Source organism: Flavobacterium sp. CHNK8 (assembly GCF_019774515.1).
Taxonomy (GTDB): Bacteria; Bacteroidota; Bacteroidia; order Flavobacteriales; family Flavobacteriaceae; genus Flavobacterium; species Flavobacterium tiangeerense.
In genome coordinates, this window is the sequence record NZ_CP081492.1 from 2,598,940 (window position 1) to 2,619,896 (window position 20,957).

At 31.5% G+C, this 20,957-nt stretch carries 16 protein-coding genes; 3 read left to right on the forward strand and 13 right to left on the reverse strand.

Translation table 11 applies throughout. The annotated features are described in order from the left end of the window. Window positions 1-449: 449 nt before the first annotated feature. Window positions 450-2,414, reverse strand: coding sequence for an adenylate/guanylate cyclase domain-containing protein (locus K5V07_RS11245; protein ID WP_221917551.1), 1,965 nt, complete (start codon window positions 2,412-2,414; stop codon window positions 450-452). Window positions 2,415-2,506: 92 nt separating this feature from the next. Next, window positions 2,507-2,836 carry a hypothetical protein gene (locus K5V07_RS11250; protein WP_086455080.1) on the reverse strand — a complete coding sequence of 110 codons (330 nt, stop codon included), beginning with the start codon at window positions 2,834-2,836 and terminating at the stop codon, window positions 2,507-2,509. Window positions 2,837-3,511: 675 nt separating this feature from the next. Here K5V07_RS11250 and K5V07_RS11255 point away from each other — a divergent pair. From K5V07_RS11255 to K5V07_RS11265, 3 genes are all read left to right on the forward strand, one after another. Next, the gene (locus K5V07_RS11255) at window positions 3,512-4,414 is read left to right on the forward strand and encodes an OmpA family protein (RefSeq protein WP_221917552.1); all 903 of its coding nucleotides are present in this window, start codon (window positions 3,512-3,514) and stop codon (window positions 4,412-4,414) included. 18 nt (window positions 4,415-4,432) lie between these two features. Further along, the gene (locus K5V07_RS11260; RefSeq protein WP_221917553.1) at window positions 4,433-4,978 is read left to right on the forward strand and encodes a hypothetical protein; all 546 of its coding nucleotides are present in this window, start codon (window positions 4,433-4,435) and stop codon (window positions 4,976-4,978) included. Window positions 4,979-5,187: 209 nt separating this feature from the next. Then, the gene (locus K5V07_RS11265; protein WP_221917554.1) at window positions 5,188-5,358 is read left to right on the forward strand and encodes a hypothetical protein; all 171 of its coding nucleotides are present in this window, start codon (window positions 5,188-5,190) and stop codon (window positions 5,356-5,358) included. Window positions 5,359-5,502: 144 nt separating this feature from the next. On the opposite strand, the gene K5V07_RS11270 is transcribed toward K5V07_RS11265, so the two are convergent. From K5V07_RS11270 to kdpB, 11 genes are all read right to left on the reverse strand, one after another. Next, window positions 5,503-7,521, reverse strand: coding sequence for a M13 family metallopeptidase (locus K5V07_RS11270; RefSeq protein ID WP_221917555.1), 2,019 nt, complete (start codon window positions 7,519-7,521; stop codon window positions 5,503-5,505). Window positions 7,522-7,889: 368 nt separating this feature from the next. After that, a complete protein-coding gene (locus K5V07_RS11275) occupies window positions 7,890-8,300 on the reverse strand; it encodes a hypothetical protein (protein ID WP_221917556.1) in 411 nt (136 codons plus the stop codon). A 212-nt stretch (window positions 8,301-8,512) separates the two neighbouring features. Continuing rightward, window positions 8,513-9,763, reverse strand: a complete 1,251-nt coding sequence (locus K5V07_RS11280) for a hypothetical protein (protein ID WP_221917557.1) — start codon at window positions 9,761-9,763, stop codon at window positions 8,513-8,515. Between the two features lie 889 nt (window positions 9,764-10,652). Continuing rightward, window positions 10,653-11,609 (reverse strand): hypothetical protein, encoded by a 957-nt coding sequence (locus K5V07_RS11285; protein WP_221917558.1) that lies wholly within the window; start codon window positions 11,607-11,609, stop codon window positions 10,653-10,655. A gap of 376 nt (window positions 11,610-11,985) precedes the next feature. Next, the gene (locus K5V07_RS11290; RefSeq protein WP_221917559.1) at window positions 11,986-13,308 is read right to left on the reverse strand and encodes a WG repeat-containing protein; all 1,323 of its coding nucleotides are present in this window, start codon (window positions 13,306-13,308) and stop codon (window positions 11,986-11,988) included. A gap of 174 nt (window positions 13,309-13,482) precedes the next feature. Next, on the reverse strand, window positions 13,483-13,869 hold the full coding sequence (locus K5V07_RS11295) for an energy transducer TonB (RefSeq protein WP_221917560.1): 387 nt from the start codon (window positions 13,867-13,869) through the stop codon (window positions 13,483-13,485). Window positions 13,870-14,159: 290 nt separating this feature from the next. Further along, the gene (locus tag K5V07_RS11300) at window positions 14,160-15,890 is read right to left on the reverse strand and encodes an ATP-binding protein (RefSeq protein WP_221917561.1); all 1,731 of its coding nucleotides are present in this window, start codon (window positions 15,888-15,890) and stop codon (window positions 14,160-14,162) included. Next, window positions 15,887-17,032 carry a sensor protein KdpD gene (locus K5V07_RS11305; RefSeq protein WP_221917562.1) on the reverse strand — a complete coding sequence of 382 codons (1,146 nt, stop codon included), beginning with the start codon at window positions 17,030-17,032 and terminating at the stop codon, window positions 15,887-15,889. The genes K5V07_RS11300 and K5V07_RS11305 overlap by 4 nt, the downstream gene beginning before the upstream one ends. Before the next feature lie 34 nt (window positions 17,033-17,066). Beyond that, entirely contained in the window at window positions 17,067-18,149 is a 1,083-nt protein-coding gene (locus K5V07_RS11310) for a porin (protein ID WP_221917563.1), read from the reverse strand. A gap of 157 nt (window positions 18,150-18,306) precedes the next feature. Beyond that, window positions 18,307-18,861: a K(+)-transporting ATPase subunit C gene (locus K5V07_RS11315; protein WP_221917564.1), complete on the reverse strand. Its 555-nt coding sequence runs from the start codon at window positions 18,859-18,861 to the stop codon at window positions 18,307-18,309. A 56-nt stretch (window positions 18,862-18,917) separates the two neighbouring features. Further along, the gene (kdpB, locus tag K5V07_RS11320; protein WP_221917565.1) at window positions 18,918-20,951 is read right to left on the reverse strand and encodes a potassium-transporting ATPase subunit KdpB; all 2,034 of its coding nucleotides are present in this window, start codon (window positions 20,949-20,951) and stop codon (window positions 18,918-18,920) included. Window positions 20,952-20,957 lie beyond the last annotated feature (6 nt).

Below are 20,957 nucleotides of genomic sequence, written 5' to 3' on the forward strand. Positions count from 1 at the left end.
TTTTGTTTTTACTCTTAAAATCATTCTCGTTATTAATGTAAAATTAGCAAGTATATTTCTGATGAAATTGCCAAATAAACCGACAAAAAAAAAAACATCTTAGTTGCACTGTTTATAAACTATAAAATGTCAACTTCATTTTGCTATAGCTTCATAATCTGTTCTGTTTTATTAATGTAAAATTAGTAAGTCAAATTCTGATGAAATTGCCAAATAAGCTGATAAATTACAGCGTAATTAATTCATTTTCAATAATTTAAACCCGACATGAACCACATTAAATTCAAGAACAGTTTATCATTTAAAAAAGCTTAATCAAAAAGATCATTTGTTACTGATCTTTTATTTGCTTTTTCATTAATGTAAATTTAAAGTATCTAATTCCTGTAAAACTGACAATTATACTGACAAAATTGAATTTGAAAATTGGTTTTATTACTAGTGGTTATTTAGTTTGGAATAATAGGATTCTTTTCAACAAAATACATTTTGATTTCTCCCTTCCCTTTTGCGTGGATGTTGCCGCGGTATTGAAAAACAAAAGATTCATCATCCTTGATTAAATCATATAGTGATTCGCTTATATTTACTTTACCTACAATTCCATTGCTTTCAATTCTGCTAGCCGTATTCACCGTATCGCCCCACACATCATATTGAAACTTTTTTATTCCTACGATACCAGCTACAATGGGTCCTGCATGAATTCCTAGTCGCATCTCAAAGGCAGGATTATTATTTGCTTCGTTATTAATTTTTCTTTTAGACATAAAATCCTGCATTTCTAATCCTGCTAGTACAATATTTGTCAAAGACTCTTTATCAGGTTTGGGGATACCACCAGCTGCCATATAAGAATCACCTATTGTTTTAATTTTTTCAATTTTGTATTTTTCAGTGATTAAATCAAAAGCTTTGAAACAAGTATTTATTTCTTCAACTAAATTTTGAGGAGACATTTTCTCGGCGGTTTGAGTAAAGGATTTAAAATCTGAAAAAAGAATCGAAACTAAATTAAAGTCTCGGGCATTTACAAAACCCTTTTCTTTTAATTCTTGTGCAATTTCTTCAGGTAAAATATTTAGCAATAGCTCTTCAGAGAGGTCTTTTTCAATTTTTAAAGCAATTTTAGATTTTCGTGTATAGTTTAATCTATTCCATAATCCAAGAGCTACAAGAACAATAAAGCCTAATGAGATAATGATAATATTGCGTTGCGTTTCCTTTTTTTGAACTTCTTCTTTATGTTTGATTTCAACAGCATGTTCCTTATTTACATGAGAGATACTATCTAATAACTGTTGCCGTTGAAACTCCATATTCATCATTTTATTTGAAGTTTCGCCAGATTTTAAACTGTCCTTAAAATTTATTGATTTTTCATAAAAATGAAGAGCCAGTTTATCATTTTGACTAGACTTATAAGCTTTATAAAGACAATCACATGCCTCTTTTTTTACAGATATAGCTCCTATTTTTTGGGCGGTACTATAACCTTTTAAACATTTTGTAATTGCTTGCTTATTTTTACCTAAATTATTTAGTATTTTTCCAAGGGCAACTTCTGCTATGCTTATATATTGTAGACTATTAATTTCGGTAGCATATTTTAAAGAAAGATTATAGTTAAATAATGCACGTTCAAAATTTGATTGTTTAAAAAACAATTCGCCTAAACTCGATAAAATTTCAATTTTTAATTGTTTATCATTTATTTGGTTTGCATTATCTAATGCTTGGTTTAAATTCTTTAGTGCTTTTGGGTAATTGGATAATTTTATATAAACAATCCCAGACGCATTTAAGTTTTGAGAGATTGCTTTTAAATCAGTACTATTTTTATAAATCAAATAAGATTTACGAAAGTATTTAAGTGCATTTGGATAATCTTCTACTTGTGAATATATTGCACCAATATTTTGAGAGGTTCCTGCAGTCATTTTCATATCTTTGAGCTCTTCTTGAACAACAATTGCTTGTTTATAATAATTTAAGGCTTCTAGATAGTTTCCTAAATAATAATAAACCCCTCCGATATTATTTAAAATAGAAGAAATTCCTTTTTTGTACTTTGTTTTTTTATAAACTTCGATACTTTTCTTAAAAAAGAGTAAAGCATTTGAATAATCACCTTTATAATAAAAGGTTACTGCTTTATAACTAAAACAGTCACCCACATTTTTGCTTTTACCCAAATGATTATAAATCCTTAAACTCTTGTCAAACAAGAGTAATGATTTAGAATACTCTCCTGCATCTTGATGTTTCATACCAAGGTTTAGAATTGAATCAGCCATTTTAATGTTTTCCTTTTTTATCAGAATAATTTTTTGTTTAATTCTTGATTGCCCAAAATAAGATATTCCATTAAATAATAGAAAAATAGAGAAAACAATATGTATGACTCTTTTCATGAGTATATTGGTTATGATAAAATATGAAAACGTACATATTCAAGTTTAGAATAGGTACGTTTTTAATATTTAAAATTGCAAATAAGTTAAATTTATTTAAAGATATCCCCTGTATAATTGTTAGGCTTAATTATAACTGGGGGTATTATATCTCCATCCCCACCAGATACAATGTCTAATTGCTCTTCATTTAATTCTACATCATCCATATTTACCTCAGCTGGAATATTGATAAAAATTGTTGAAAAATCTGTTTGATCAACAAACGCAATATTCTTACCCTCAGGCAAATGAAAAGGCTGCCCTAAAAAATTTTCTATAGTTGTGATGGGGCTAGCTATTAAATTGCTTTTAAAAGTTGGATCCTGCCATGCCTTTTTAATAATTGCATCTAGAATTTTTTGGTCTTTAGTTAATTCCATTTTTATCGTTTTTGTTAATTCATTTTTAGAATTGTGAAATTAAGCTCTTATTTACGAACAGAAATGCCAAAAATGCTGACAAAAGATTAATACTTGATCAACATAAAGTTTCTTAAAACAGTTTTTATCTTATTAATTATTATAAATTGAATGATTCACTACTAAAATTCTTCTGAGATACCATGTTCAAATCTCGGTATTTCTAGAAGTTTTAAAAATCAAAAAGTTTACATTTTAAGCGGTATTAAAGCAATTCATCACCTCTTTTTAATGTATAATTTGTTGCGATAATTGTCATGTGAACACCATTAAAGTAGAAGAATTTATGGCATAAGCTAAAGGAATTTTAATCGCTGTTGAAATTATTGATGCTACAACTAGATATATTACAAAAGAACAGTTTCAAGATTTAGAGCATCAACTAAACTATAAACCTAGAAAAAAGTTTGGTTATAAAACACCAAAGCAATTTCATTTAAATATATTGACAAATCAGCAAAAACTTGCATTTACAACTCGTATCCACCTACTATTAATTCATCCTCAACAGCAATTGTTAAGCTTTTGCGGTTTTTTTGTGATTTTTTCAAAATAAGGATTAAAAAAACAAACGGCTGACTGTTAGTTATTTATGAATTTTAACTAAATTTGATAAGAATCTTAATCCCAAAAATTATGTCAAAAAAAATTCTTTATCTTTTAGGAATTGCACTTACCATTATTTTAGGTATGTTTTTGTACCAAAACTATTGTTGCAATTGCTGTATGAAGCCTCCTAAATTAGACGACTCAACTACTGTTGTCAATAATAAGAGAACTGGTCTAGTTCCTTTTACTATTAAAGGGAGCGATTTCGACTACCACTGTAATGACAATATAAAATTTGTCAAAAACGAAACGGCGGCTCTTGTGCCCTTTTCTGATTCTGTAGCAATTGGATTTAAAAATCTGAAAACAGCATTACAATCTAATCCTAATAAAAAAATTAAGATTACAGGTTATGCCACTTCCGACGAAAAAAACACCAGTACTTTTCCGAATTTAGCCCTAGCTCGAGCTAATGATCTAAAAAAGTATTTAATTTCAACTGGTTTTGATGCCAATTCTTTTATTTTAGAAGGAGAAATTAAAGATAAATGGGAAATGATTTCAGACACGCTTATTGGTCCTGCATCTTTTAACATCATTGAAAACGAACCAGCAAGCAACAATCAATGGGAGGTGTTAAAAGCAAAAATAAATGCAAATCCACTCATATTGTATTTCAACACGAATGAATCTCGAGAGAACTTGAGTACCGAGGAGCTAACTAAAATTGCTGAAATAGCAACTTATTTAAAAAATGTTCCTAACGCAAAAGTGAGTATTGTTGGGCATTCCGACAGTGTTGGTGCAAGAGAAGCAAACATTGTTCTGGGACAATCACGTGCTGAATTTGCTAAAGCATTTTTAATAAAAAAAGGAATTGATTCAAAACAAATTCAAACCAGTTCGCAAGGTCCAGACAATCCAATTGCAGACAACACAAGCGAAGAAGGAAAATCAAAAAACAGAAGAACAGTTGTTACTATAAAATAACCAAAAACACATTTAATTATGAATATACCATGTATCTTAATACCCTTAATAATAGGGTTAATTTGTGCCTTATTAGGCTATTTGTTAGGAAAGTTGTTGTCCAAAAACAATTCCGATTCAAGTTCTTTGAAAAATGATTTGGATGCTTGTTTGCAAAAATCAAATCAATATTCTAAAACTATTGCCGACTTAGAGGCTGAATTGGCAAATGCCAAAAAAGCAACTTTTCAATCTTTTGCAACTGTACCCGATGCGCCTAAATTTTTATTCGATTCCGAATTAGCAGCTTCGGTTTTTGGAAAAAAAATCAAAGAAAATGATTTGAAAATTGTAGAAGGTATTGGTCCAAAAATCGAGGAATTATTTCACGCAGCAGGCATCAAAACTTGGCAAGCTATGTCTGAATCCTCTGTTGAAAAACTCCAAAATGTTTTGGATTCAGGTGGCGAAAGATTTTCTGTTCACACACCCGGAACTTGGGCAAGACAAGCTGAATTAGCATACCAAGGAAAATGGCAAGAATTAAAAGATTGGCAAGATAAATTAGACGGAGGAAAAGAATAAAAAAACATTATTTTATTTTTAAAAGCTACAACGATACTCTTATTTGTTGTAGCTTTTTTGTTTATTTTAAGTTCTTTTATTTGTAAATTTTCACACTCTATTTTTTGACAACGATTTCATTAATTGATTTACTTTATGGAAAAAGGAAAAAAGTAACGTTCTACACGCTAAATTGTACATTAAATTTTTCGGACTTAGAATTTTAATTCTTGAAATTTGTAGCCGATAATTCTAACTCAGCTACTACAGGAATGTATACTAAAACCAAAGACTGTAACGATGATGGTGAAATTAGCACAATTACCATTCGAACGTACATAGGAGGAAATACCTATGGTTCCCCATTGTATTTAAAATTAAAAAAATCTGCTGGATCATAAAGAAAAAACCTTACTATACCGATTAAAAATCAACATAAATTAAAATTTTAGATTCTACTTTAATTGAAATAGAACTTGCCAAAATGTTTTTTAAAACAAAAAAGCCCAGCATTTCTGCTGGGCTTTCGTTTGATATCAAATAATCTACCAAATTTTAACACGTTTATCAGTTGCTAAATAAAGTGAATCTGTTGGCTTAATTTTAAATGCTTCGTAAAATTCTGGAACGTTGCGTACTACAGCATTAATTCTGAATTTAGCTGGCGAATGTGGATCAGAAGCAATTTGATTGCGTATTGCTTTTTCACGGCTTTTGTCCAACCACACTTGTCCCCAACCTAAAAACACTCTCTGAATCCCTGTGAAACCATCCATAACTGGTGCTTCTTTTCCGTTAAGGCTTAGTTTGTAGGCTTTAATTGCAATACTTAATCCTCCCAAATCTCCAATGTTTTCTCCAAGGGTAAACTCTCCGTTAAGATTCAAATCTGGAAATACTTTGAAAGTACTGTATTGATCTACTAATGATTTTGTTTTGGCTTTAAAAGCAGTTAAATCTTGTGGTGTCCACCAGTTTCTCATAACCCCTTCACCATCAAAAGTACTTCCTTGATCGTCAAAACCATGACCAATTTCATGACCAATTACCGCTCCAATTCCGCCATAATTTACGGCGTCTTCTGCTTTTAAATTAAAGAAAGGCGGTTGCAAAATAGCTGCTGGAAATACAATTTCGTTTAAGGTAGGATTGTAATAGGCGTTGACCGTTTGAGGTGTCATGCCCCACTCTGTTCTGTCAACAGGTTTTCCTAACTTGTTTAACATTCTGTTGTATTCAAATACTCTAGCTCTTTCTGCATTTCCATACAAATCGTTTTTAGCTACTTTTAATGCTGAATAATCTCTCCATTGGTCTGGATAACCAATTTTAATCATGAATTTATCTACTTTGGCAAGCGCCTCTTTCTTGGTGTTTGCACTCATCCAATCTAGCTTCTTAATGCTTTCGGCATACGCTTTCAAAAGATTTTTAACCATTCCGGTCATGCGTTCTTTTGCTTCTGGCGAGAAATGCTTTTTCACATATACTTTACCCACAATCTCTCCCAAACCACCGTTAACACTGCTTACACCTCTTTTCCAATCTTCTTCCTGAGCTTCTGTACCGTAAAGTGTTTTTCCGTAAAAGTCAAAATTTTGTTTGTCTAAAGCTGTTGTTAAATAATTGGCAGTGTTGTTAATCAAACTCCATTTAAGGTACGTTTTCCAAGTATCAATTGGTGTGTTTTTGATAATAGTATTTAAGCTTTTGGTATATTCCACCTGAGAAATTACGATTGTTTTTTCTTTATCGATCCCTGCATTTTTAAGCATTGCATTCCAATCGAAATCGGCCATTAACTTTTTCAAATCGGCTACATTGTATTTGTTATATAGTTTTGCCGTGTTTCTGGTTTCCTCTTTTTTCATGTGGTTGGTAGCCAATACGGTTTCCAAGGCCATGATTTTAGAAGCACTTTCAGCTGCATTTGGAAGCCCCACCAACTGCAACATTTTTTCTATATGTGCTACATATTTCGCACGTGTTTCCACCATTTTTGCATCGGCTTGCAAATAGTATTCTCTTTCAGGAAGACCTAATCCGCCTTGCCAAGTCATTAATGTGTACTGTTTTGGGTTTTTAAAATCTTCGGTAACCACTACAGAGAAAGGCATTGAAACGCCTGTTCTGTTTGATTTTCCAAAATAAGCCGCCAAATCAGTATAATTTGCAATAGCATCAATATTTTTCAATTCTGGTTGAATTGGCGCAATTCCTTTGGCATCACGGTCTTTTCTATTCATGAAAGAGCTGTAGTAATCGCCAATTTTCTGTTCGTCTGAACCTTCGGCAAAAGTACCTTTTGATGCTTCTTCGATAATTGCTTTTACATCCTTTTGAGATTGATCATACAAAATATCAAAAGCACCGTAAGACGTTTTATCTGCTGGAATTTTATTGTTTTTTACCCAGGTTCCATTTACATAGGCATCAAAGTTGTCACCAGGATTCACAAGCGTGTCCATATTTTTTTTGGTAACACCCGAAATTAATTCTTCTTTTTTATTGCACGAAGCCATAAGAACGACTGCAGCAACCAAAGAAATTTTTAGGTTTTTCATTGTTGAAGTTTTATTAGTTGGTTTAATATATTTTCTTACTTTCTTAATAGTTAGTTGCTTTTTTAGCAATTTGTTACATTAAAAAGTAGTAATTGTATTTTTATGGAATTTAATGAGTGATATACTTTATTCGAGACTATGATCTTAACTAAGGTTTTAAAAATTTTAAACATTTAAACATTTGGAGGTATAAACAATTTTTATAAACTTCAAAAATGCTGTGATTAAGTTAGTTAGTCATTTTTTAATGTTTTTCAGCTTGGCGAAGTGGCAGATTTATAATCACTTACTTTCAACTAAACACTAATGTTTATTAGAATTCCTAATGTTCAATTTAGCACTAAACCCGCTATTTTGCCATACTGCGGTTAGCGGTTCAGGCTTTTTTCTTTCGGGAGCAATATTGATCTATTATTTAATTCTATACATATAAAGTAACCGAAAATTACTCCGATTATTGACGCAACAATATCACTAAAATCAAAAGTTCTGTATGTTAAAACGTTTCCTTGTACAAGTTCGTAACCAATAAGACCTACTAAAGCAAAAAAAGCATTTTTTATGAATTTATTTTTGTTGTAGACATTTTGAGTGAAATAAAAAAACATAATTAGTAGTCCCGCAAAAAAGTTTGGTGATGTGTCTGATATTCCAAAATCTTGTATATGGTTCTCTGTTATATATTGTCTATAAATAGATTTAAATAAGATTGCAATTATTGTCAATGCAATAATAATTAGCCAAACATATTTACTCTCTTTTAAACTTATAAATTTCATTTTTATACTTTTTAAATAGTTACTTTATTTTGTTAACGACTGTCTTTTAGGTCTATAAATATACTGAAATCCAACACCTTGCTAGTAGGCGATGGTCGGGGTAAATAAAGAAATTATTTTCGGTTTTTCACTGACTTTGCAAATACAAAACCAACTTTAAATTAAGCCCAAAACCTGCCATTTTTGCAAACTGCTGTTGTGCGATCGGTTATTTATTTGTCTAATTCTTCTATTGGTTTATTCGCTTTTGAATTACTTATTAATATTGCATAATCAAAATAATCAGTCGTTGTTTTACCTTTCAAATCGTTTTTGTTTGACTTTTTAAGAAATAATTTTATTTCCATTAAATCAGTTTGATTTTTTTTATAAGGTGAATTTTCATTATTCAAACGATAAAGTGTTAAATTTGATAATCTGTTGATTTTAAGTTTATTTATTCCTTTGAAATATTCTTTCCAATAATCACCAATACCATATCCACCTTCAGTTGTGTAGCCAATATATTTCTTGTTTTCGTCATATTTTAAATCCCAAAGCACTCTACTTTTGGTTAAAAATCCCGCAATTGAAATAATTTCTTCCTTTTTGTAAATGCTGTTTTCTATCAACCTTGTAAAAAATGATGGATAATTATTTTCTCTATCTTTTTCAATGTGGAAAAATCCCATTCTTACAAAATGAGGATTAGATTTAAAATCATATAAACTATTTAAAAATAAATAATTATCATAAATTGTTTTTTCTCTATCTCGTTTTTTAAATGTTAGATTTATATTTTCAATTAAGTTATCGATGATTTTTTGATTTTTTGAAATAGATTGAAAATAAGGTTTGTTATTTTCATAATCAGCCAAAAAGTTTTTTAAAATAGTTTTAGAATAGCTGTCATAGTTTGGCGAATAATCGGTTGTGTCAATTTTCACCATTGCCACTAAATTATCATACGATTCATATTTGCCTTTTTCTGTTTGAAATAACTCTATTAGAAGTTTTGATGTATATTTATATGTTACAATAAAGTCAATTCCAACAACTTCAATTTTATCTTTTGCTAATTGATTATCATTAATTTTTTTGATATTTTTCCATTTATTGTAAGTTTCTATAGTTTTTTCTTGTGGAACTCTATTTCCATAATGCTTTACCAAGTCTTTCAATAAAATTGTGTCACCAGATTTTAAATACTGGTTAAAATAATGAGCAATTCCAAAATCGGTTTCAGGCAAGTAATATTTTATTTTTTTATTTTTGATGAGATTTTTAAGTAAAGTATTTTCTATATTTTCCGTTTCCTGGCTTCCATGATAAGCACCAAAACCCATTATTTTAAAATTTTTTTGAGGAAATTCAAAATCTGATTTCATTAAGTCGAAACGATTATTTTTTAAATATTCGTTTTTTGATTGGGAAAATGCTGATTGGATAAAAATAACCAACAATGCTAATATTTTAACTTTCATATTATTACGTTCGTTTTTCATTAACTGCCGCACAACGTTCCGCAAGTAAGCGATCGTCGGGCTAAATAAAGTAAATATTTTCGGATAATCAATAAATTGCCAAATACAAAACCATCTTTCCATTAAACCAATTGCCCAAATCCGTTGTAGCGTGTGTTGAACTAAACCTACGGTAGCTTGTGAGCCTTAAAATAAATTCCTTTCAAAAACAACCATTAAAAACAAATTCAAAAACTATTTTTTGTATTTTTGCAATAGAATAAGGACGTTTTTATCTGGATTACTTAATTGATTATCAATTTATTGTCGATAATTCCATAATAAAAATAGAAACACTTCTCAAATAGCCTTATTTACACTTTTCGATAACTCCATATTACAAAATAATTGCCGGTTCCGTTCAACACGGGTCTCATTGTTCGGCTTGCAGCCGCAACGAAACCTTATCTGTTACCTACTGGCGTTTTATTAAATCGCAGTTTCATCTTTATAATATTTATAAATTATTGAAAACATATAAATTAGATATATTAACAAACAAATTGTAATAAAACTTACAACGTAAAGCGAATATAATTTTATACAAAAGTAATAATCAAAAACGATCCTTTGTAAAACCCAAGAAATAATAAAAAATATTAATGATAAAATCACGATAACAACAATTTTATCGTTGATTGATTTTAATCGTTTAATATATTTTATTGCGAAGTTTTCTTTTTGAGAAAGTAAAGGATTTTTGTCACCTGATTTAACTTGTTCAGCAATATTTCTTATTTCATCTCTTTTGCTAAGGATGAAGGAATACAATAACGTAAATATTGACAACGCAATTCCAAATAAAACGAGATGGAAATTCCATAAATCGTTAAACAAATCATTTATTTGACTAATTTTCATCATTTGTACTCATATAATTCTCTAAGATAGGTAATAGCTTCGAGAAAATAAAATCGGTGTTGTGAACATCTTTGTCAAGTTCTTCTTGAGTTATTGAAGTTGTAGCATTAAAAACCTTTTCTGCTGCTTCTTTCAAAACATCACTTGCTTCATTTATTAGTTCTCTTGTAATTTTATATTCTTTTTTACCAACAGTGAGTTTAGCTTCTTTTTTTTGATAACCATCTTCTTCAGGTTCGTTTATTAATTGTTCAGCTTTGTTAAATGGAATATTCTTAAAATGATCTTCTTTTTCTTTTTTGATTTTTCCATCTACCAAATATTCTCTGTACATAACATCAACTTCATTTTCGTTATTATAAATTGAAGAATATTTAATTTTTAAGTCTGGAATTGTTGGAATTGTTCTCAGTTCTTCAAGTAGAGTTGGAAGTTTAATATTTGCAATAGGTGTTCGTAAAATTTTGCCAAGAACTACTTTTGCAATTTTTGAAATTTCTTCATTGTTCTTTGTTGGATCTTCGTAAATTAAAATAATGAAATAATGATGATACTTCGTTCTATCAATTCCTTTTATAATTGGATAAATCATTATAAAATTTGTATCACTTCCGATTTTATAATCTTTCTGAAAGTTTATTTTTTCTTCTGCTTCAAAATATCCATCATATAAATTTGTACTATAAGCTGAGATTTTGAGCAATAAAGCTTTATTAATTCCCGAATCGTGTTCTGAAAAATCTACCTTATCTATGACAGTTCGTTTAGTCTTATTTCGATTGTCAAAACTTAGAGGCTCACTTTTAGTAAAAATTTTTAAGTTTTTCACTAAATAGTGATGCATATCATTATAAGTAATTCCGCCAAAAAGGTCTTGAGCATTCTCAATAATTTCAGAAGTGTAAACTGGAACTTTTACTACGTAAGATTTTTGTTTTTTACTCATAATATTGTTTTAATTACGATTTTTTTACGCTTGCAGGTAACTAGTATATAGGCCTCACAAAATCAAACACATCACACCAAAACCGGGTTGGCTTGTCTGACAAACGTTATCATTTTGCTTTTGCTAATCTATAATTAAATTATTACAAATAAAAATATTTTTAAGTTTACAATCTTACATGGTTTGTACCCTTGTTCCTTTTATGAAAATCTCCACAAGCTTTTTCATTTTCATAATAACACTGCTGAAGCGGATTATTAACCGTACCCATTCCAATTAGAAACTCTAAATTATTATTCATTAATATAATTTTCTAATCTTCTTACTTTGTGCGCATACATTGTGTACAAAAAATGTAAATCCGAGTGATCGAATTTTATTCAACAAATCTTGCAAATCCATTTTTAATAGGATATAGTTGTTTATATTCTTTATTAATGATGCTTTCACCTTTTTCATTGATAAAAGTAAATTTTTCGTTATTTCCTAGTTTTACCAGCGCAATATTATTTCTGAAAGGGAATGCTTCTTTATAAATATTTGAAATAAAAAAAATTCCTTTTTTGTCAATGTATCCGAATTTTCCATCTTTTTTTGCAACTGCAATTCCGTTACTAAAATTGCCATGCCAGCAAAATTCTAAATCAGGTTGAATAACTATTTGATTTGAGGAATTAATATAACCAATTTTCTTACTATTTGTATCTTTACTAAAAAATGCTAAATCTTCATGAAAAGGATTCAAATGTTTATATTCAAAAGGAATGATTGTTAGATTATTTAGATCAATTGCTCCCCAAAAACCATCTTTTTCTGCAATTATTTTATTTTCTGAAATATTCTTAACTTGATCGTAGATTAAAGGAATGATAATTTTATTGTCTTTATTTACATATCCTATTTTTCCATTTTTAACAACCTTCATCAAACCATTTTCAAAATAACCTGAAATTTCATCATAATCAGAAAAAACTAGAAGTTTGTTATTTTGTATGTCATATAAATTTTCAGGATAATCACTGGCTTTTACATTTGTCAAAAATTCTGTTAATCCAGTTGCAATTGATTTTAATTGTCCTTTTTTAAGCTTGTTTTTCTTATCATCACTTACCAAAACAAGATTACTTAATATCGGTTTATACGAAGTTTCAAATTTTTCTAAAAATTGCAGTTCATTACCATTTTTATCTATGTAAAACCATTTTTTACCTTTTTTTACTGACGCAAACCCATTATAAAATGGGAATGCATCGTCATAAATCAAAGGAACAATAATTTTTCCCTTTCTATTTATGAACCCATATTTTTCATTTTGTATCACTAAACCCAAATCGTCTTCATTCCAATAAGTAATTGAATAATCTGGAAAATATTTTGTTTTTCCATTTTTAAACAGTAACCCTGGAATAGAGTCTTTAACAACATTTGCATAATCTCCTTTAAAATCAGATGCATAATCAAATTCCGCAGTTTTAAAAACTTTCCCGTTTTTTGAAATGTAGCCAAATTTTCTATTTTTTTCTTTAGTGTCTTTTGTCATTAAGAAATTTATAAGATCAGAATAATATTCTGCAACACTCTCTACTGGATATGAATTTATTTTCAAAAATTCTCTTTGAAAAACATCTGACATGTCTTTGTTCTGAGCATTTATTGTTATACAAATCAAAAAAAATAATAGTGAAATTTTATTTTTCATATATTCAGTTTTATAAGGAATTTTGGTTACTATTCATGCTAAAGTTCAGGCGCTTGGCGAGGTTGGGTATTGATAAAGACTCATTTTTCGATTATAGGCAAGGTTTTGCATCTACAAAAACAACTTAAAATTAAGCCTAAACCCGCCATATTGCCAAACGCTGGTTTTACGGCCTTATTCTACGTTAATTGTTATTGGGAAAACAAATAAAGTTCGAACTAATTGATTATTCTTTTTAGCGGGTTTCCAATTTGGGCATAATTTAAAGACACGTAAAACTTCTTCGGCAGTTCCATAACCAATATCTTGTGTTATTTTCATATTAGTTAATGAACCATCTTTTTCTATTATAAATTCAATTATTGTTTTTCCTTTCAATCCCGATTTTTCTGGCGCGACAAAATTCTTTCCAACAAATTTATAAAACTTTTCCATTCCTCCTTCGAAGTCAGGTTTCTCATCAACTTCAGTAAATTTGTAAACAGTTTCATTGTCCATTAATTCTTGACAGTAACTATTTGTTGCAAAGGCTAACAAGACAATTAAAATAATTTTTTTCATATAGTTAATTTGGTTTTAAAGTCGTCTTTTATAATGACGCTCAAATTGTATATCCGTCTAACAAAATCAGACATATCACACCAAAACCGTGTTGACTTGTCTGACTAACGTTATCATTTTACTTTTGCTAATCTATAATTAAAACAGTACAAATAAAAATATTTTTAAGTATCTAATCTTACATGGTTTGTACCCTTGTTCCTTTTAAGAAAATCTCCTCAAGCTCTTTCATTTTCATAATTATCCGATAACCAATGTTTTCAACGTCTTTGATCTTTGAGATATTCTCATTAATGAACATTACTAGGAAGCTTAAAATAAAAAGTACTACCAAGTCCTAATTCACTTTCTACTCCAATAATTCCGTTTTGTGCTTCAATAAATTCTTTGCTAATGGCTAAACCAAGTCCTGTTCCAGATTTTTGGCTACCCGGAACTTGGAAATACTTATCAAAAATTTTAGTTTTATAACGGGTATCAATTCCTTTTCCAGTATCAATCACTTGAAAAACAACTTGATGGTTTTCATTTATAACCTTTACAATTATCGTACTGTTTTCTGTTGAATACGTAATTGCATTGGTTAAAAAATTAATCAAAACCCAAGCAGTTTTTTCACTATCCGCTTTTATATCCGGTAAATTTTGATCAGTCTCGACAACTAGTTCAATTTGTTTTTGTTCTGCTTGCACTTTTACGGCTTCGGCAGCGTAGTTCATAATTTCATAGGGATTACTATTCTCCATATTCAGCTTTATATTCCCGGTTTCTAACTGAGACAATTCTAACAGTTCTCCCGTAATTTTTAATAACCGCTGACTATCGTCTTTAATGCTTTCTATTAATTGCTTTTGATCTTCGTTAATGTTGCCTGTTTCTGCTTTTTCAAGTAATTGTAAACTTAATTTTATGGATGAAATCGGGGTTTTCAATTCGTGCGAAACGGTAGCAATAAAATTGGTTTTAGCAAAATCCAGTTCTTTAAAAACAGTAATATTTCTTAAAATAATAACATTACCAATGTCAATAATTTGATCTTCTCCTGTGGGTTTAATGGTAATGTTTATGGTTTCTTTTTCGAAGTAACTTTCTTTGCCATCAGCAAAAATTTTCATGGGAAGCGATTTCTGTTTTTCGTCCGACAGATCCTTAATTACTAACGATTTCATCAAATCATTGGTTAGAGCAAGAGTTGTTACGAGTTTACCCATAACGTCCTCTGATTTTAAACCAATTATTTTTAAAGCCTCATCATTTGCAAATAAAATCAAACCTTGATTGTCTAACCCGATAATTGGGTCATGCATGTTGTTGATTAAAGTTTCTAGTCTTTTCTTTTCAAATGACAGTTTATACAAATTACTATTATTGTATTCCTGCAGTTTTTCGGCCATGGTATTGAATGATTTCGCTAAATCTCCAAATTCATTGTGGTTCATAAAATGCACTCGTTGTGAATAGTTTTTATTGGCTATTTGCTTGATACTGTCCGTGAGTTCTTTTATTGGATTGGCGATATTATTGGGCAAATTCACTAATAAATTGAACGCTATCAAAAAGCAAAGTGTTCCTGTTACTGCAATCCAAAAATTAGCAGTCTCTGCTGTGTGTTTTGCAATATCACTTTTTTCTTTTATTGCATTCATATTCAATTTCATAATCTTGAAAATGTCTTGACGAATTTGGCTTTTTAAGGTTTCATCAGTTCTATTTTTCTTCAATAAATCAAAATTTTTCTGCAAATTATAGGTCGCTTTGTCTTCGCCAGCCTCTGTAATATTGGCAATTTGTTTGGTAATATTGGTTTCAAAAATAATAATTGCCTTTTCTTCATTCCCGTTAATTTCATCTAACGAAAGAAGCATGTTTCGAGAATATTCTAGCGTGTTATAATTGGCTTTCAGAATATTTTCGGTATCTTTTTTTATCGAAAAAATATAAAATGCCGCTACTAGTGAAAGTATGATTATCATTAGAAAAAGTAATCCAACACCCAGGTTTAATTTGGTTTTAATTTTCATTTTAAGATAGAATTATAAGATAGAATTATAAGATCAATATTAGAAGACGATAGGTTGTTCAACAATTTATTGAAAACAGTTGTCGATAAAATTACTTTAAATAAACTCAAATGCGGTTTGCCGATGCAAACAGTAGTAATTTGTTTTTGAGCGACCACCTCTAAAATTGCATCTGTTATATGAGTATTCTGAACTTTAATTACTTCGGCACCAAGTTGTGTAGCCAATTTAAAATTATTTATCAGATGCCGCTGTTTGTCGAGCGCAATCTTATCGCTGCTTTCTTTGGGTGTTTCTACATACAAAACACACCATTTGCTGTTGTAATAACTAGCTAATCGGGCCGTTTTTCTTATGATTGTCTTAGCGATTTTGTCGTTACTGCTGATACAAGCCAGCAATCTTTCATGTTTTACTGCAAGGCTTTTGGGCACTTCACTTTCCACTTTCCTATTGACTTGACTCGCTACTTCCTTCAAGGCCAATTCCCGTAATTGTAAAATTTGATCGGATTTAAAAAAATTATTCAGCGCCGTAGCGATTTTATCTGCGGTATAGATTTTACCTTCTTTTAAACGCGTAATCAACTCATCTGAAGTCAAATCAATATTCACCACCTCATCTGCCAATTTCAAAACACTGTCCGGAATTCGTTCCTGAACATCAATATTCGTAATGCTTTTTACGTCTGCATTTAAACTTTCTAAGTGCTGAATATTCACAGCCGAAATCACATTTATGCCTGCTTCTAAAATCTCCAAAACATCCTGCCAACGTTTTTCGTTTTTGCTTCCTTCTATATTCGTATGCGCTAATTCATCTACAATAACCACTTCTGGACGCAAATTGATAATGGCTTGTAAATCCATTTCTTCAAGCAGTTTCCCTTTGTAAAAAAGGGTTCGCCTTGGAATGACCGGTAAACCCTCTAGTAGTTCGTGTGTTTCTTTCCGATTGTGCGTTTCTATAAACCCAATCTTTACATCGATACCATTTTTTAACAGCGTATGTGCTTCCTGTAACATCCTGAAAGTTTTGCCCACACCGGCACTCATACCGATGTAGACTTTAAACTTTCCTTTTCGTGATTTCTGAATTAAATCAAGAAAGTGCTTGACATTATTTTCTTTTTCGTTGTCCAATTTGGTTTTAGGATTTTAAATTTTAGAAAAAAAATTAAAAAGAAATAGCCAATGCTGTCGTTAAAAATACATTTTGATTGTTAGGATCCGTGTTTTTCAAAAAGATATCGTCTTTACTATTCAAAGTTCTTGCCTCTAATCTAAACATCACATTATCGGTAACTAAATAATCAAAATTTGTGGAGAAACCGTATGTTTTAAATCCGTTTGGTGTTGCTGTTGCTATTATTACTCCTTTTTCATCCGCGTAATACTCAGCTCTTGCTGCCAATTGGATTTTAGTTGTCGGTTTGTATTGCGCTATTAAAATCGGTGCAAACCAAACATCATATTGGTCACTTTCTGTTACTTTTTGTTGCGCTCCAATATCAAAACCAGCTGTTAAACTTGTTTTTTCAGACACTTTAAATTGTCCGTAAAAATTATTGAAATAACGCCATTTTTTTACATTATCCGGTTGTTCATTCCCAACATACGTACTCCAGTTTAATGTGGTTTTGGCAGTAGGTTTATAGGTTACTTGTGTACCAAAAGCCGGTGTTTGGTTGCCATCAATTTTTTGGATGCGTTGCCATCCGTTTAAATACATGGCGGCCAAATACCATTTTTCGCTTTTTGAAGTATATCCAATTTTCACACCCGCTTCATAATACGGAGAATTGTCAGCCAAAATACTTCTAGTCAAAGTGGCGCAATCTTTACCAATAGCGCTTTCAAAACCAATATGTGACGGCATAATTCCCGCATCAACCCACAGATTGTGTTTCGACGAAATTTTCACACCCACATTCGCTTCATACACATTTCTTAGTAAATCCTGTTCTGCTGCTAAATTGTATTGGGCATACGTTCCGGCCATTAAGGCAAAATTCCCGCGAACATTGTCTTTAGCATAATTTACCTTTGCCAATCCTAAATTCAAATTGACTTCGTTGTGTTTGTTATGACTGTAAATAAATCCAGGCCTTACATGATTGTCTGGTTCTCCAAAATCATAACTGTAATACGTTTCTAAATAACCCGAAAACGTGAAAGGACTTTGTGTTTTTTCAGTTTCTTGTGCACTCACTGTTGATACCCCAAAAGCTATTAAAGCGATACTTATTATATTTTTCATTTTTATTATTTTTAGAAGCTAATCCCGCTATCATTCCAATCTTTTGTCTCGCAAAAAAACGAGACAAAAGGATTTTCCCTTCTATCGGGGCTAGGGCATCTCGTTTTTAAAGACCTTGTTTTTTAATTTGCCATTCTCTTTTCTATTGAAATCATTCCTATTTCAATTCGTCCAAGGCCACATTCAATTCTAGAACATTTACGGTTGCAGTTCCTATTACTGCTGGTGTATTGATTTTAGTTTGCACCAAAGCTTTTACTTTTTCTTCTGATAGGTTTCTTTCTTTCGCCACCCTTTTTACCTGAACCAATGCTCCTTGCGGTGAAATATTAGGGTCTAACCCACTTCCCGAAGCCGTCACCATATCCGCAGGAATCTCTGATTTTTTAAGATAAGGATGCACGATTAAAAAAGTGTCGATTCTTTTTTGCACCAATGCTAAATAATCCGGATTACTCGGTCCTTTATTACTTCCAGCGCTTCCCGCCGCATTATAATCCACGGCCGAAGGTCTTCCCCAAAAGTAGTTGGATTTATCGAATTTTTGTCCAATTTTTTGATACCCCACCACTTTTCCGTTTACAGTAATTGTTTCTCCTTTTCCTTTGTTGGGAGCCAATTGTGCTATTCCAAAAATTGCCATTGGGTAAATAACCGCTAACAATACCACCATAAATAAGGTGAATTTTAATATTGAAAATATATTTTTCATTTTCTTTTGTTTTTTTATGAAACCTAACCCGTTTTCGAAACCAGTTAGGTTTGAATTTACATAAATAATGCTACAACCAAATCAATTATTTTAATTCCAATAAATGGGATGATCAAGCCACCAAGACCATAAATCAATAGGTTTCGCTTTAAAATAGCACTCGCACCGATCGGTTTATAATCAACTCCTTTTAGCGCAAGCGGAATCAATATTGGAATGATAATCGCATTGAAAATCACAGCTGATAAAATCGCACTTTCTGGACTGTGTAAGCCCATAATATTTAATCCTTCAAGAGCAGGAATTGCCGTGATGAAAAGCGCAGGAACAATGGCAAAATATTTAGCCACATCATTCGCAATAGAGAAAGTAGTAAGCGTTCCTCTGGTCATCAATAATTGTTTTCCTATTTCAATGATTTCAATTAACTTGGTGGGATCATTGTCAAGATCGACCATGTTTCCGGCTTCTTTAGCTGCTTGTGTTCCGCTATTCATGGCCACACCAACATTGGCTTGCGCCAAAGCAGGTGCATCATTAGTTCCATCACCCATCATCGCTACTAGCTTGCCTTGTTCTTGTTCGTTTTTGATGTAATTCATTTTATCCTCAGGTTTGGCTTCGGCAATAAAATCATCTACACCAGCAGCTTCGGCAATAAATTTGGCTGTCAACGGATTATCTCCGGTTACCATCACCGTTTTTACACCCATTTTTCTCAAACGCTCAAAACGTTCTTTCATTCCCGTTTTGATAATGTCCTGCAGTTCAATAACACCTTGCACTTGAGCATTTTTTACTACCACCAATGGAGTTCCTCCTTTTGATGAAATAGCAATCACTGCTTGTGCAATATCCTCGGGGAAAATTGTTCCCGCTTTCAATGCAATATTTTTTGCAGCATCCTGAGCACCTTTTCTAATATCGGTTCCGTCTTTTAAAACAACACCGCTGGTTCTGGTTTCGGCAGTAAACTTGATTAAAGTGGCGCCTTCAATAGATAGTTTGTTTGCCACTTCAATTCCTGCCAGTTCCACAATACTTTTGCCTTCGGGCGTGTCATCAGCCAGCGAACTCAAAACTGCAGATTTGATAAAATCATCTTCCGATATTCCTTTTGCTGGATAAAAACGAGTCGCTTTTCTATTTCCAATGGTGATTGTTCCCGTTTTATCCAGAAGCAATACATCAATATCTCCGGCAGTTTCCACCGCTTTTCCTGATTTGGTAATTACATTAGCACGCAAAGCCCTATCCATTCCTGCAATTCCAATGGCTGATAACAAACCGCCAATCGTTGTTGGAATCAAACAAACAAAAAGAGAAATGAATGCAGCTATTGTTATCGGAGCATTCGCGTAATCAGCAAACGGTTTCAAGGTCACGCAAACAATCACAAAGATTAATGTAAAGGCAGCCAACAAAATAGTTAATGCAATTTCATTAGGCGTTTTCTGGCGGCTTGCGCCTTCAACCAAAGCTATCATTTTATCCAAGAAACTTTCTCCTGGTTCGTTAGTTACGATAACTTTGATTTTGTCTGATAACACTTTAGTTCCGCCGGTAACTGATGATTTATCGCCACCCGCTTCCCGAATGACAGGAGCACTTTCTCCGGTAATCGCACTTTCATCTATAGTGGCCAATCCTTCGATAATTTCACCATCAGTTGCAATTAAATCCCCTGCTTCACAAACAAAAACATCGCCTTTCTTTAATTGTGAAGAACTGATATTCTTAATTTCGCCATTGGCTAAAACTTGTCTTGCGGGTGTTTCTTCCCGTGTTTTTCTCAAACTATCCGCTTGTGCTTTTCCTCTTGCTTCGGCAATAGCCTCAGCAAAATTGGCAAATAAAAGCGTTGCTAACAAAATTAAAAATACAATGAAATTATAAGTAAAACTACCTTGGTCTTGTGCGCCAAATAAAATGGCAATACACACAGCAAGCATAATGGCAGTTCCAATTTCAACGGTGAACATGACCGGATTCTTGAACATTATTTTAGGGTTTAGCTTTACAAAAGACTGTACTAGCGCCTCTTTTACTTGCTTACTTTCGAATAATGAATTGGATTTATTGTTATTCATTTTTAT